This window comes from Bacillus sp. FF-1 (assembly GCF_028548245.1).
GTDB lineage: Bacteria > Bacillota > Bacilli > Bacillales > Bacillaceae_G > Bacillus_A > Bacillus_A paranthracis.
This window is the reverse complement of the sequence record NZ_JAQQGG010000002.1, coordinates 142,117-157,480: the sequence shown is the minus strand read 5'-3', so window position 1 is coordinate 157,480 and position 15,364 is coordinate 142,117. Positions and strand designations below refer to the sequence as shown.

Annotated in this window: 10 protein-coding genes and 1 riboswitch; of the genes, 3 read left to right on the top strand and 7 right to left on the bottom strand. The window is 36.1% G+C overall.

Annotation, left to right across the window (positions count from 1 at the left end; genetic code table 11):
• Positions 1–206 precede the first annotated feature (206 nt).
• A riboswitch (glycine riboswitch) is annotated at positions 207–326 on the top strand.
• Between the two features lie 107 nt (positions 327–433).
• Positions 434–1,801, top strand: a complete 1,368-nt coding sequence (locus PQF83_RS06175; protein WP_000451019.1) for an alanine/glycine:cation symporter family protein — start codon at positions 434–436, stop codon at positions 1,799–1,801.
• A gap of 232 nt (positions 1,802–2,033) precedes the next feature.
• Positions 2,034–3,227, top strand: a complete 1,194-nt coding sequence (locus PQF83_RS06170; protein ID WP_000790930.1) for a S8 family peptidase — start codon at positions 2,034–2,036, stop codon at positions 3,225–3,227.
• Positions 3,228–3,327: 100 nt separating this feature from the next.
• Here PQF83_RS06170 and PQF83_RS06165 read toward each other — a convergent pair whose 3' ends face one another.
• Positions 3,328–3,852: a DinB family protein gene (locus PQF83_RS06165; RefSeq protein WP_000666447.1), complete on the bottom strand. Its 525-nt coding sequence runs from the start codon at positions 3,850–3,852 to the stop codon at positions 3,328–3,330.
• 14 nt (positions 3,853–3,866) lie between these two features.
• Positions 3,867–4,634, bottom strand: coding sequence for a DUF3891 family protein (locus tag PQF83_RS06160; protein WP_000577261.1), 768 nt, complete (start codon positions 4,632–4,634; stop codon positions 3,867–3,869).
• A gap of 205 nt (positions 4,635–4,839) precedes the next feature.
• On the opposite strand from PQF83_RS06160, the gene PQF83_RS06155 reads away from it, so the two are divergent.
• Positions 4,840–5,112, top strand: coding sequence for an HU family DNA-binding protein (locus PQF83_RS06155; protein WP_001043907.1), 273 nt, complete (start codon positions 4,840–4,842; stop codon positions 5,110–5,112).
• 37 nt (positions 5,113–5,149) lie between these two features.
• Here PQF83_RS06155 and PQF83_RS06150 read toward each other — a convergent pair whose 3' ends face one another.
• Genes PQF83_RS06150 through PQF83_RS06130 form a run of 5 tightly spaced genes read right to left on the bottom strand, consistent with a single transcriptional unit; the run spans position 5,150 to position 15,356 of the window.
• Entirely contained in the window at positions 5,150–5,692 is a 543-nt protein-coding gene (locus PQF83_RS06150; protein WP_000959145.1) for a hypothetical protein, read from the bottom strand.
• A 35-nt stretch (positions 5,693–5,727) separates the two neighbouring features.
• A complete protein-coding gene (sfp, locus tag PQF83_RS06145; protein WP_000572990.1) occupies positions 5,728–6,477 on the bottom strand; it encodes a 4'-phosphopantetheinyl transferase Sfp in 750 nt (249 codons plus the stop codon).
• 58 nt (positions 6,478–6,535) lie between these two features.
• Positions 6,536–7,978, bottom strand: a complete 1,443-nt coding sequence (locus tag PQF83_RS06140; protein WP_000644783.1) for an MDR family MFS transporter — start codon at positions 7,976–7,978, stop codon at positions 6,536–6,538.
• Positions 7,978–8,202 (bottom strand): MbtH family protein, encoded by a 225-nt coding sequence (locus PQF83_RS06135; protein WP_000184064.1) that lies wholly within the window; start codon positions 8,200–8,202, stop codon positions 7,978–7,980. Before PQF83_RS06135 ends, PQF83_RS06140 begins: the two co-directional genes overlap by 1 nt.
• Complete coding sequence (locus PQF83_RS06130) at positions 8,199–15,356, bottom strand: amino acid adenylation domain-containing protein (RefSeq protein ID WP_001133937.1); 7,158 nt, start codon at positions 15,354–15,356, stop codon at positions 8,199–8,201. The genes PQF83_RS06135 and PQF83_RS06130 overlap by 4 nt, the downstream gene beginning before the upstream one ends.
• Positions 15,357–15,364 lie beyond the last annotated feature (8 nt).

The window sequence follows — 15,364 nt, the reverse complement described above, 5'->3', positions numbered from 1 at the left end:
ATTTTAAAATAAAAAATGATTGCATTTCATTAATTGTATATCTATAATGTTTTTATTGATTCTATACACATTCAATTCGTATAGGTTATTAATTTTATAATTCGGATGAACCATTCAGGAGAAGGTCTATTGATCTACCGACGGGGCAAAAAGTTGTTAACCGACTTTGAAACTCTCAGGTCTTGTTTACAAGTAGAACTGCATGGGGACGAATCTCTGGAGAGACTCCCTCCCGCTTTAAATAGCGCGGAGGAAAACGAGCACCGAAGGAGCAAATCCGCTACTATAGCGGATAATCTCTCAGGTAAAAGGACAGAGACAAGCGAAAGAAAATGCCGATTTGTATCGGTTTATTTTTCTATCCCTTGTTTCTCCAGAGACCATTTCATTTACTTGAAGTGGTTTTTATTTTTTCTAAAAAAGGAGAATAAAGATGGAGACAGTAAGTAAAGTATTAGAACAAATCAATCACTATGTGTGGGGATTACCAACGTTGTTGTTACTCGTTGGTACTGGTATTATTCTCACAGTGCGTTTAAAAGGTTTACAGTTTAGTAAACTATTATACGCTCACAAACTAGCTTTTAAAAAATCAGAAGATACATCTTCCTCTGGAGATATTAGCCACTTCCAAGCACTTATGACAGCTATGGCGGCAACGATTGGTATGGGAAATATAGCTGGTGTTGCAACTGCTGTGACGATCGGTGGACCTGGTGCCATCTTTTGGATGTGGATTACTGCTTTGTTTGGTATGGCAACAAAATATGCCGAAGCAATTCTTGCGGTGAAATACCGTGTTAGTAATGAAAATGGTGAATATTCAGGTGGACCAATGTACTATTTAGAACGTGGTTTAGGTAAGAAGTGGCTTGCAGTTTTATTTGCTATATTCGGTACAACTGCTTCTTTCGGTATCGGGAATATGGTGCAATCTAATTCAGTTGCAGAGGCAATGCGAATTAATTTCTCTTTCCCTCCTGCTTTAACTGGTATAGTAATGTCATTTTTAATCGCTATCGTTATTTTAGGCGGTGTAAAAAAAATTGGGAAAGTAACAGGATATGTTGTTCCTATTAAAGCTTTCTTTTATATCATTGCTGGTCTTATCATTATTTTCTATCACTACGATCAAATTCCTGAAGCATTTTCACTTATTTTTTCTGGTGCGTTTAATGGTACTGCAGCTGCTGGTGGTTTTATCGGTGCAACAGTTGCATCAGCTATTCAAATTGGAATGGCGCGCGGCGTATTTGCGAACGAAGCTGGTTTAGGGAGTGCCCCTATTGCCGCGGCGGCTGCAAAAACTGATTCCCCTGCAAAGCAAGCTTTAGTTTCAATGACTGGTACTTTTCTAGATACGTTTATTGTATGTACAATTACAGGGCTAGTATTAATTACTACAGGTGCATGGAAGTCTGGTAAAACTGGGGTTGAAGCTACAACACTTGCGTTTCAATCTGTATTCGGTACTGCTGGTAGTATGATTCTTGGTATCGCAATTATTTTATTCGCCTACTCTACTATTTTAGGCTGGTCGTATTACGGTGAGAAATGCGTGGCTTATTTATTTGGAGAAAGTGCTGTTAAATATTATAAAGCAATCTTTATTGTCATGATTGCTATTGGTGCGAATTTAAAATTAGGCATCGTATGGACATTTGCGGATATTGCAAATGGACTTATGGCGATTCCAAACTTAATTGGTCTTATTGGGTTAAGTGGTATTGTTGTTGCTGAAACGAATCGCTTTTTACAAGCAGAGAAATTGAAAGAAAATAATAAAAAACAGGCAAGTTAATCTATGAAAAAAGGAATGACTCATACATGATGAGCATTCCTTTTTTCATCCCCTCTTTTACTTTATTACTATCATTAAAAATATATTTATATCAATGTTTACTCCTTTTTATTCCTCCAAAAGTTTTTCACATAAATGTCATAAATCGTATGGTCTAACTATATAGTTGAAAAGGAATGCGACATTAAAGTGTCGCTGAAAAACTCATCCAAGAAAAGGGAGGAAAAATCTTTTGAAAAACAAAATCATTGTTTTCCTATCTGTTTTGTCTTTTATTATTGGTGGTTTCTTCTTTAACACGAATACTTCAAGCGCTGAAACATCATCTACTGATTACGTTCCTAACCAATTAATCGTTAAGTTCAAGCAAAATGCATCTTTAAGTAATGTGCAATCTTTTCATAAATCTGTCGGAGCTAATGTCTTATCTAAAGATGATAAGTTAGGTTTTGAAGTCGTTCAATTTTCAAAAGGTACTGTAAAAGAAAAAATAAAGAGTTATAAAAATAATCCAGATGTGGAATATGCAGAACCGAATTATTACGTTCACGCCTTTTGGACTCCAAACGACCCATATTTTAAAAATCAATATGGATTACAAAAAATTCAAGCTCCACAAGCTTGGGATAGCCAACGAAGTGATCCTGGTGTAAAAGTAGCCATTATTGATACAGGAGTTCAAGGCTCACACCCTGATTTGGCTTCGAAAGTAATTTACGGGCATGATTATGTTGATAACGACAATACATCTGATGATGGGAATGGTCATGGTACACATTGCGCTGGAATTACTGGAGCACTTACGAATAACAGCGTCGGAATTGCTGGTGTTGCCCCACAAACTTCCATTTATGCTGTTCGCGTATTAGATAATCAAGGAAGTGGTACTCTCGATGCTGTAGCGCAAGGTATTCGAGAAGCTGCTGATTCGGGTGCAAAAGTAATTAGTTTAAGTTTAGGAGCTCCAAATGGTGGTACTGCATTACAACAGGCCGTTCAATATGCATGGAATAAAGGCTCTGTTATAGTTGCAGCTGCTGGAAATGCTGGAAATACAAAAGCTAATTACCCTGCTTATTACAGCGAAGTAATTGCAGTTGCTTCTACAGACCAATTAGATAAGAAATCTTCATTTTCTACTTATGGTAGCTGGGTTGATGTTGCAGCACCAGGTTCAAATATATATTCTACTTATAAAGGAAGCACGTATCAATCATTAAGTGGTACATCTATGGCAACACCTCATGTCGCAGGAGTTGCTGCTCTTTTAGCAAATCAAGGATATAGCAATACACAAATTCGCCAAATTATTGAGTTAACTTCTGATAAAATTACTGGTACAGGTACGTACTGGAAAAACGGTAGAGTCAATGCATATAAAGCTGTACAATATGCGAAGCAATTACAAGAAAATAAAGCTTCTTAAGAAATAAAGTAAAACTTTAATCAGTTGATCTACCATTCATGCGGAATAAAATAGAAGGAGAGACTTCTACAACTAAAGCCTCTCCTTCTTATAAACTATATTACTCTCCCTGCTTTTTAACCATATGTAAATACAGAACAAAATCCATCATTGTCGACGAATGACCAAGTTGACGAATCATCGCTGTTATATTTCCTCTATGATATGTACCATGATTTACGACATGTTGTACTAACTCTAAAATTGAAGTTTCTAATTTTCCTACATATGGATTCTCGATAACAAATACAGCATTCACATCTTGTATTGTACTTAAAAAGTCTTTATATTGATCTGCCATGTTTTCAAACATTTTTTCTAATTCATGTAACGATTTGTTTTCCATTTGTTTTCGTAAATCTTCTCGGCCTTGTATTGCTTCATTCATACTTTTACCATGCAATATGTGTAACCACACTTGATCTGTAATATAAATATGGGCAAACGTATCCTTGATTGATGGAAATACACTCTGCATCTGTTCAGTAAAAATCGTCTCATAGTTTGGTAATTCTTTTAGTCGATTGAATAATCGTAGATTAGCCCAAGCATGGTAATCCACTTGTTTTAACATGTACTCTTTCAATCGAAATCGCCTCCTTATTGTATGAAACGAATAGTTTGTTTCTTTATTTCTGATTCTCTATCAGCTTTTGCAATTCCTTTTTCTTCAATTTCTTGTTTATTTATAGTTTTATATTTTACATACGTATGAAATTCCGTTTGAAATGGAAACGGTGTAATCCGAATTGTTTCCTTGTCCACCCATTCAGCTTGTATAGGTTTCTCCTCCTTACTATTAAACATTTCTGTTCCTTCAAAACCATCTTTAAACAAATCAATTTCCTCTTCCTTTTCTACACCCGGTTTATTCATACAGACATATAAAGAAAGTTCATCGCAAAACTTTAATAATCTATAATGCTTATCGAACATCACAAATTGCTCTTTTGTTAGCGTCGTCAATATTCTTTTTTGTCGTTCCAATTCCCCTGTATAAAATGACATCATTTCTTCATCTTCCTCATTTAATGGAAATGATAAAAAATGCTTACTACAAAGTAATGCTCCGTATGGATTGGCATCTTCAATTTCATTCAAACCAATCGTATAAAAGACAAAGCGTAATGAACTTGGACAATCCATAAAAGTATATGGAATATTTTTAGCATCATTTAAAATTGGTACTTTATCAAGTTCTATCCATCCTCTATCATGCTCATATATTGCATCAATTGTCTCTTTTAAATATGTGTCATCTTCAAAAAAATCTTCTTTTATATGCTTCGCAATCTCTCCAGCTAAAAAACCATGATCATGTTGACGAATTAATATACTTTCTTTCTCATCCTTTTCACGAAAAATCATCTGTATACTCCCCCTCATCCTCATATTACAGCGTTTTCTATGCATCAATTCTTAATTAATCCCTAAATATTAGCAGGGATTCAGTTTCTTGCAACGAAATTAACATAACTATATAGCATTCTTTCTAACAATATAAATAGCTTTATCTTTACTATCTATTATACTAAATCATTCATTCCAAAAAATTTTTTTATGAGGTGAAAACATGAACAAAACAGAATTAATTAAAAATGTCGCACAATCAGCTGATATTTCTCAAAAGGATGCTTCTGCAGCTGTACAATCTGTATTTGACACAATTGCTACTGCATTACAGTCTGGCGATAAAGTTCAATTAATCGGCTTTGGAACTTTTGAAGTGCGTGAAAGATCTGCTCGTACAGGACGTAATCCACAAACCGGCGAAGAAATTCAAATCGCTGCTGGTAAAGTTCCTGCATTTAAAGCAGGTAAAGAGTTAAAAGAAGCTGTGAAATAAACAAGAAACCAGCCATTTTATAGGCTGGTTTCTTGTTTTAATTTAGTAATTGCTTTATATTTTCTGCATGATACACCTCGCAAATATAAAATATGCATCTGCAGTTACTTACAATTTGATATTTTCTTGTTGGATACACATGCGCCGAAACAGAGCATCCATCAAATAATTCAATAATATTCCCAGAAGGCTGATATCCTTCATATAATACGTTCCTTCTTACTTCCATCTTTTCTATAAGTTTTTCAACTGGAATGTTTCCACTCTCTAGCTCCCTCTTTATTGTATTTGGTAAAAACGAGGTATCCGCAAAAATGAGATTTTCAGATAATACTTTCCCTTTATAACTAATATTGGATACACGGTAAAGAAATGTTCCGTTTTTATCAAAGAAACTCTTTGCTTCTTTCGGGATATACTGTCTATCCAGCACCTCTTGTTCTAGAACATCAAACTGAACTGTATCATTCAATAACTTTTCTAAAGCATGAATAGATGATGTATCTCCAGAAAATAAAATATTTTTAATTGCTTGTACATTATAAGTGGATTCATTTGTTCTATTTTCCGCTACTAGCATGAGGAACACCTCTTCTATAAAATATTTAATTAAACTTATTTATCATTTAAAAGCGCTACTGCATCCAGCTGTATGATTTCGGTGACTTCTTTACTACATATTGCAATTGAAGCTATATAATCTATACTTGGCCTTAAATCTCTCATCACTGTATTTTCTACTAACTCTTGTCTATCCTGAAAAACTAACAAGTTTGGAGGATCATTTGGAGCTGATATAGTAATATCCACTGGTGGAATCATTAGACCTTCACCTGTCGCTTTGAGCACAGCTTCCTTTCTAGTCCAATATGTTAAAAAACCTTCTATTTTTTGTTCATTTGGCAACTTCATAACTTGCGCTATTTCAATGTCGGTTAATACGCCTTCTACCATTTTCATAACATCAACATCTGGATTCATTTGTTCAACATCAACGCCTACAGGTGCAGACTTTGTAAATGCAACTACAACCCACTCACCCGAATGTGAAACCGATAACTGCGGCATCCCCTCTGGTAATTGTGGTCTACCATGTTGTAACTTACATACTGGGCACAGCCTATCAATTGGCACTTGAACTGGTGACATAGAAAGTATTTTACCTAGAACTAATCTACTAATTACACAACCGATTATAAAACGAGCACGATCTGCCGAATGATGATATGAATTTGCTTTCTCTCGTTCAACATCATTTAGTAAATTGTAATGCCATGATTGTAAATCCGAAATTCTTCCCCACCATATTTGACAATCATTCTCATTCAAAATCGGTATAGAATCTACAACTTTACTTTCTATCATGTAAACTCTCTCCTTCTAAATACCAATATCATTTTATTTCAAAAGACCATTTTCAAACTTATTCATTTACAACTTCTTTCTCTTTTTGTAATACAGGTAACGGTTTTTTCTTCTTTTTTGACATTACCTCTTTATCAGAAATACGTAAAGAAAATAGTAATGCTACGAGTAAAAATATTGCTGATCCAATTAATGCTGCTTGATATGGCAATAAATCTGAATGAGTATTATGTTGTACACTGCTATTTCCAAAACCGGCTAGTATACTAGCTAAAACAGCAACTCCTATCGCTGAACCTAATCGATTTTGCACATTAAATATAGTAGTTGCTCTCCCCATAGAAGGCGGCGTTATATTGTTAAATGCAGAAAATTGAACTGCTCCAACTGATTGGCCTAAGAAAATACCTATGCCAAACAATAATACCCGTATTTGCCAAGGGTTCGTATCGTGATTTACAAAACTTAATAAAATAAAGATAATCGCCGTACAAATTACCCCTATAGAAATTACCTTACGAGCTCCTAATTTCTTATATGACCATGGCACAATCTGTGACGATATCATTAATCCAATGGCCTCTGGGAATGTAGTAAGACCTGATTCCAGTGCGGATGCTCCTATTACATTTTGATACATAAGCGGAAAAACAAATAACATTCCTAGTAAACCAGCTGATGAAAATAATGAAATAAGGCTCATCTTTCTAAAGACTGGTTCTTTTAATAAGCGTAAATCTAACATCGGTTGCTTTACTTTCAGTTCTACGATTATAAACAATGTAATGAATACAACCCCAGCTATCCCAGTACTCATAATTTCTGGAGAAATCCACCCTTTTGACGGTCCCTGGCTGAGTGCATATATGAGCATCGCAAATCCTGGTGCTGATAAAATAAAGCCGAGAGAATCAAAGCGACCAGCTGATTTTTCAACATGCTCTGCTAAAAATAGAAGTCCAAATAGCAATGCAACAATTCCAAATGGTAGATTAATATAAAATGCCCAGCGCCAAGACATTTGATCTACAAAAAAGCCACCAATAATTGGTCCTACTGCCGGTGCGACAGCAATTGGCAACACAATAAACCGAGAAATTTTCGGCCTTTCCTCTGGTGAAAATGTTCGGAATAACATCGCCATCCCAACTGGTGTTAAAAGCCCCCCACCAGCACCTTGAATAATACGAAAAATATTCAAGGATGTAATATCGTTCGCTATCCCACATAACGCAGATGCGGTTGTAAATACGAAAAGAGCAGCTAGAAATACTCTTTTCGTACCGAATCGATCTCCTAACCAACCAGAAATCGGAAGGAAAACAGCTAAGCTAACTAAATATCCAACATTAACTGTCCCCATAGCAGATGGTGGCACTTGCAGTTCCTTACTTATCGTTTGCAGTGCTACATTTACAATCGTTGCGTCCATGGCAGCCATAAACATCGCTGTTATATATACGATGCTTACAACTACTTTTGGATTTATTTTTGCTTTCATTATCGTTTTCCTACTACTATTTTTTCACCAGCTTGATTACTTTTTGGATTCAAATCTGTCCAGGTATTTTCAACATATTGTAAGCAATCGTGCCTGCTAGCTTCTTCATGTACGACATTCCACCCAATAGGTACATCAAGAAAGACAGGCCAGAGAGAATACTGGCCCTCCTCATTTATTAATACTTTATATGTGTAATTATCATTTTCAAATGGATTCGTCATACTCTCCTTACCCCTTTCTTATTCTGCAAATATTTCGCTAATACTTGTCCAATTTCCGTAAGTGGACCTGGCTGACATAGATCTTTATGTCTACAGTCAATATCATGCTGCACAATTTTCCCATCTAAATAATTTAGCCATGTATTTGGAGAAATAGGATCAAACCAGTCTGGTATAACAGTAGATCTAAAGAATAAAATATCTCCATTATAAACTTTCGGTACGTATCTCCCTAATAATCCTACCGAATTTACATATGTTTCTTTCAAGTTCAATATAGTCTCTTCTTCAAGACTTGCTAATGCACTTCCATCTGTACGAAGGATTTCAACTGCACTTTCCATCGTAAGTGGTTTACCATCCATGTTATCTGGGTCATATCCGCCTAAAGCAAGTAATGCGATTAACGCTTCCTCTTCAGTAGGCGCTTCCGTATTCGGTAGGAAGTGACCAGGATAAGAATCTAGCATAACGAGTAATTCTACTTCTTCCCCTTCATTTTGTAGTTGCGCTGCCATTGCATGCACAACATTTCCTCCGAGCGACCAACCGAGTAAACGATATGGTCCGTGAGGCTGTACTTCACGAACGTGTTTTAAATAATCCGCTGCCATTTCCTCTAAACTTCTTGGAAGTTCTTCATTTTTAGCGATACCACGTGCTTGCACGCCGTAGATTGGATAATCTGTTCCTAAAGATTTCATAAGTCCTGCATAGCACCAACTTAATCCACCTGCTGGGTGTACACAAAATAGTGGCAATTGGTTTCCGCTTGCTCGTAACGGAAGCAACACATCGAGTGCACTTTGTCCATTTCCCACTTCAAGTCTTTCAGCAAGGCCTGCAACAGTAGGTGCTGCAAATAAAGTTCCGATATTTAATTCGATCCCAAGTGCTTCTTTAATACGGCTCATAAGCTGCACTGCAAGGAGTGAATGACCACCTAAATCAAAGAATCCGTCATCAATTCCAATTTGAGGTACACTTAGCACTTCTGTAAACAAGTCACATAACATTTCTTCTTGCGGTGTTCTTGGTCCACGACTAGAAGATGATATGATAAATTCTGGAGCTGGCAATGCCTTTCTATCTAACTTACCATTCGGAGTTAAAGGGAACTCATTTACTACTACAAAAGCGTATGGAACCATATAATCTGGTAAACTACCACTAGCAAACTGACGCATTTCATTCATATCAATCGCTTCATTATTTGATGCGACGATATAAGAAACTAATCGTTTATCCCCTGGTTGATCTTCCCGTACAATAACTGCTACTTGCTCAACTGTAGGGTGTTTCATTATGACCGCTTCTATTTCTCCTAATTCAATTCGGAATCCACGAATTTTTATTTGATGATCTGCACGTCCTATATAATCTAGCGTCCCATCTTGACGCCAGCGTGCTAAGTCTCCAGTACGATACATTCTTGTACCTGGCTTGCCAAATGGATCTGCAATAAAACGTTCTGCAGTTAAACCTGCCCTTCCTAAATATCCACGAGCAAGCCCTGCACCTGCAACATACATTTCTCCAACTACTCCAGGTGGCACTGGTTGTAAATAATGATCTAATACGTATACTTTAAGATCAGGTATACTGCACCCAATTAAACTATTTGCTCGTAAAGAAACGGTACTCTCATCTAGCTCAATATAACTAACATGTACTGTCGTCTCAGTAATACCGTACATATTAATAAGCTTCGGTGCGTTATGAGGATGTCGACTATACCAATCTTCTAATCGACTTAGCTCAAGTGCTTCACCTCCAAAAACAACATATCGTAAAGATAATTGTTGGCCAATCTCTTTATTTTCACGATCTGCTTGCATCAATTGATAGAACGCTGATGGAGTTTGGTTTAAAACAGTTACCTTTTCTTTAACAAGAAGCTGTAAAAATTCTTTCGGCGAGCGACTTACAGTATGTGGAACTACAACTAAGCGCCCTCCGTATAATAAAGGTCCCCAAATTTCCCAAACCGAGAAATCAAAAGCATATGAATGGAACATCGTCCACACATCGTTTCCATCAAACTGGAACCAATGATCAGTTGCTCCTAAAAGTCTTACTACATTTTGATGAGGTATCATAACGCCTTTCGGTCTACCTGTTGAACCTGATGTATAAATAACGTAAGCAATATGTGATGGAGTTAATGGCTTCACGCGCTCCATTTCATCAATATTGTCTTCACTATGTTTCTCAATTTCTTCTATTACTTTTACATTATCAACTAAAACTTTTAGTGCCTCATTACATTCAATTTCCACTTCTGAATTCGTTAAAACACATGATGGTTTCGCATCGTGTAGCATAAAAGAAATACGGTCTGCTGGGTAATCTGGATCTAACGGAAGGTATCCAGCACCAGCTTTAAGAACAGCTAATAAGCTTACAACCATGTTTAATGATCTTGGCATCGCTAAAGCAACGAGTTGATCAGGACCAATTCCTTTTGCTATTAGGAATCGAGCTATTTTATTTGCTTTTCTATTTAACTCTTCATAAGTTAATTTCTTATTTTCAAAGACGACAGCAATAGCATTTGGATTAATATGAACCTGCTTTTCAAATAATTGTGGCAATGTCATTTCTGGTGCAATTTGAAAACCACCATTCCACTTTTCTAACACTGTATTTTTCTCTGCTAAAGTTAATATTTCTAATCTGCCAATGGATTGATCTGGATTTGTCGCCGCATCATCTAATAACAAAATGAATCGTTCTATTAGTTTTTGAACCGTTTCATGTTTATATAAATCGGTACTAAACTCTAGTAAACCATGTAAACCGTTCGGAGTACCATCAACCCCGTGACTCTCACTAATTTCAAATGTTAAATCAAACTTCGCAGAGCCAACACTTTGAATTTCAAGGCTCGTTTCTATATCCGGGACATCAAAGATTGCTTCTGGCGTATTTTGGAAAGCTAACATAACTTGAAATAGCGGATGACTATTTCGAGTACGCACCGGGTTTAACACTTCAACGAGTCGTTCAAATGGAACATCTTGATTTTCATAAGCTGCAAGATTTGCCTGCTTCACTCTATTTAATAATTCTTTAAAACTTGGATCTCCTGAAGTATTTGTACGTAACACTAATGTATTTACAAATAAACCAACAATATCTGAAAGTACATCATCATTTCTTCCAGCAATCGGACTTCCAATTGGTATATCAGTGCCTGCACCTAATCTTGTAAATAGCGCACTTAGTCCTGCTTGCAATACCATAAACAAACTAACTCCGTTTTTCCGTGCGAGCTCTACTAACCTACTATGCATACCTGCATCTATATGAAAATGAATTGTTTCTCCTCTGTAACTCGTTTCCATTGGACGCTGATAATCTGTAGGTAACTCCAATTGATCTGGTAATCCCTTTAACTCTTTCTTCCAAAAATCTAATTGTGTTGAAATGAGACTTTCTTGTGTAGTTTCATCCCCTAACAATTGCTGTTGCCAAAGTGCATAATCTGCGTATTGAACTGGAAGTGTCTCCAGCTGTACTTTGTTCCCTTGACATCGCGCTTTATACGCCGCTGTAAAATCTCTCGTTAACGGTTGTAACGACCAGCCATCCCCTACAATATGATGCAATAGAATTAGTAATACATGTTCGTTTTCATTCACTGTAAATAGTTGCAAACGAACTGCTGGTTCAACATCGAGGTTAAAGCTATATCTTACAGCCTCCGCAAGTACACTTTCTAATTCATTTTTACATGTATTTGTTATAATCATTTCAAGATTTAAGTTTTCCATATGTAAAATTTCCTGGTAGGAACTACCTAATACGTTAGGGAAAATTGTTCTAAGTGTTTCATGTTTCTCGACTACATCATAAAAGGCACCTTGTAATGCTCCCTCGTTCAACTTTCCAGACAAACGAATGACTAACGGAATATTATAAGTAGGACTTGGACCTTCTAAACAATGTAAGAACCATAGTCTACGCTGTGCAAATGAAAGTGGAACTTCATTTGGCCTACTTACTTTCTTAATCGCTGGTCTTGCAGTTTTTGCTCGATCCAATTGTTTCACTAATTCAGCAACAGTTGGCGATTCAAATAGTTTTCCAATTCCTAATTCGACACTTAACGTTTCACGAATTCTTGCCATTAAACGCGATGCAAGAAGCGAATGTCCACCCATTTCAAAGAAATTATCATCAATGCTAATGTGAGAAACACCAAGTACTTCTGCAAATAAATGACATAATATTTCTTCTTTCGGATTTCTAGCAACTCTCTCATTGTTCATGCCATTAAAATCAGGAGCAGGTAATTTCTTTCTATCAATCTTTCCATTTGGCGTTAATGGTAATTCTTCTAGCAATACAAATGCTGATGGCACCATATAATTCGCTAAACTTTCTGAAACATAAGAACGAATTTCTGAAAGATGAATCGTTTCCTTCTCTTCGGCAACAATATACGCAATGATTCGTTTATCATTTGGACGATCTTCTCGTACCATAACCACTGCCTGCTTAATATTTTCATGGCGTTGTAATACCATTTCAATTTCAGCTAATTCAATTCGGAAACCACGAATTTTAATTTGATGATCTGCGCGGTTCATGTACTCTAAAACACCATCACTGCGCCATTTTACTAAATCACCTGTACGGTACATGCGCTGCCCTGGTTTTCCATAAGGATTTGCAACAAACCGTTCAGCTGTTAACTCCGGTTTTCCTAAATATCCGCTTGCAAGTCCTTCCCCTGCAATATACAATTCACCAATAACTCCAGGTGGAACTGGTTGTAAACCTGCATCTAATACATACACGTCTGTATTCCAAATTGGCTTTCCAATAGGAGGTATACCACTTTCCCTTTCATCGATGTTCATGACAGTAGACCAAATAGTCGTTTCAGTTGGTCCATATAAATTAGTTAATGAACAACCTAATTCTTTTAATTTATTTGCTAAATGCGCTGGAAGAGCTTCACCACCAACTAGTATGTTTAGCCCTTGTAGCTCCTCTGGATAATCAGTTACTAACGCCTGCCAAAGCGTCGGTGTAGCCTGCATAATGGTCACTCTTTCTTCCTGTAAAAGTGTCGTTAATGCAGAAGGCTCTTGAATGTCTTCCTTTTGCGCAATTGTTAAACTTGCACCACTAATAAGAGGTAAATAAATTTCTAGAGCAGAAATATCAAACGCAAATGTTGTCACTGCTAATAAATGATCATGTTCATGTAACGAAAACTTTTGTTGCATAGCCATTAAAAAGTTACTTAAACCTCTCATAGGAACAATTACACCTTTTGGGTTACCCGTTGAGCCTGAAGTATATATTGTATAGGCTGGGTTTAAAAGTGATACATCATTCTTACATTCTATATTCATACGAGAATATGTATGTAATTCTAGTTTCGTTTCTTCGTCATCTAATACAATTTTTTTCATATCATTTTCTATAACTAACTTAGATGAAACAGATGAATGTGTTATGATACAAACTGGTTTTGCATCATTTACTATATAATTTATTCGCTCAGCTGGGTATTCTGGATCTATTGGTAAATACGCTGCACCAGCCTTTAAAACTGCTAGCATACTAGTTACCATTTCTATTGATCTTGGAAATACTAAAGCTACAAACTGATTTGCTCGTATTCCTTCTTTTACCAAATAGTGCACCAGTTCATTCGCTCGTTCATTTAACTCTTTATACGTAAGATCTACACCGTTACAAGTAACTGCTACTTTATTTGGAGTTTTTTGTACTTGTTTTTCAAATAGTATAGGTAGGGCGATTAAATTATCTGCTTCCTTCGTTTCATTCCATTCCAATAAAACTTTATGATTTTCTTCAGGAAGAGTAATGTTTATCTTTCCAATTGACTCGTTTTTTTGATAAGCATTTATCATTAATTCTAATAATTGCATAAATCTTTCTTTATGCAATGCTAGCTCCGCACCATTATATACTTCCGGATTCGCATCAAAATGAATCATTAGCTCATTTTGATCAAAACGTTTATATACATTTATTGATAAATCATCGACAGGTCCCGCTGATAAATTATGTGTAATACCACGATTCCCAGCAAAGTTAAGCCCATAATCAAAAGGCATAACATTCACTAACGGTCCAAATAATCTTTGATTTTCACCTAATAACTTTAAGTCTCTTCTTAATTCCTCATGACGGTATTTATGATGGCGACGTACATCTCGGATTTCTTTAGAAACTTGCTGCAATAATTCTACGAGAGTTATATTTGGAGTTACAGTAAGACGAAGTGGTACTAAATTCATTACCATACTCGGTGTATGAATAGATGCAGAACCTAGACGCCCCATCATCGGTAAACCTAAAACAATATCATTTTCACCTGTTAATTTATGCATATAAATACTTGTTACAGCGACAATGAATTCCGGCCAACTTGTTAACGAAATATTGATATCTTCTAGTAAAGTTTTTGTACTAGAACTAGATAAACAAGCTGTTTCGCGTAAAAATCCATTTGATGTTCTCGGTGCTCGTTCTGCCAAACTTACAACGTCTGGTTCATCCGCAAATTTTTCTAACCAAAAAGCACGATCTTCCTGAAATTGTTTAGACTCACGATACTCCATATCTTCTTGCACAACTTTTGCAAGAGAACCAAATGTCTTTTCATTCTTGTTTGTTTCTTCTATAAGTGATGTATACTCATTCGCTACCTTTTGGCTAAGAAGTGAAAATCCATAGCCATCCATCACAATGTGATGGATGCGCTGATACCAAAAGAAACGATTATTTTCAACTTGAATAAGTGCTTCAGTAAATAAAGTATCTTTTTTCAAATCGACTGGCATAGATAAATCATTTTTCATCCATGCTTTAGCAGCCTCTTCAGGATTTTCTTCTTTACGAACGTCAATAAAATGCATATGAAACTGTGATTCTTCAATAACTTGCCATGGGCCAATTTCATCCTCTTCGAAGCGAACATGAAGTGCTTCTGCTTCCATTACAACTTTACGTACAGCTAATTCAAAAATGTCTTGATGAATATTTCCGTTTATTTCTACATATTCCCCAGTATTATAAATTGAATTAAGTGGATCTAATTTTTGCGCAAACCACATACCAGACTGCGCAGATGATAACGAATGACGAACCTTTTGACTATTAGGCATTCTTCACT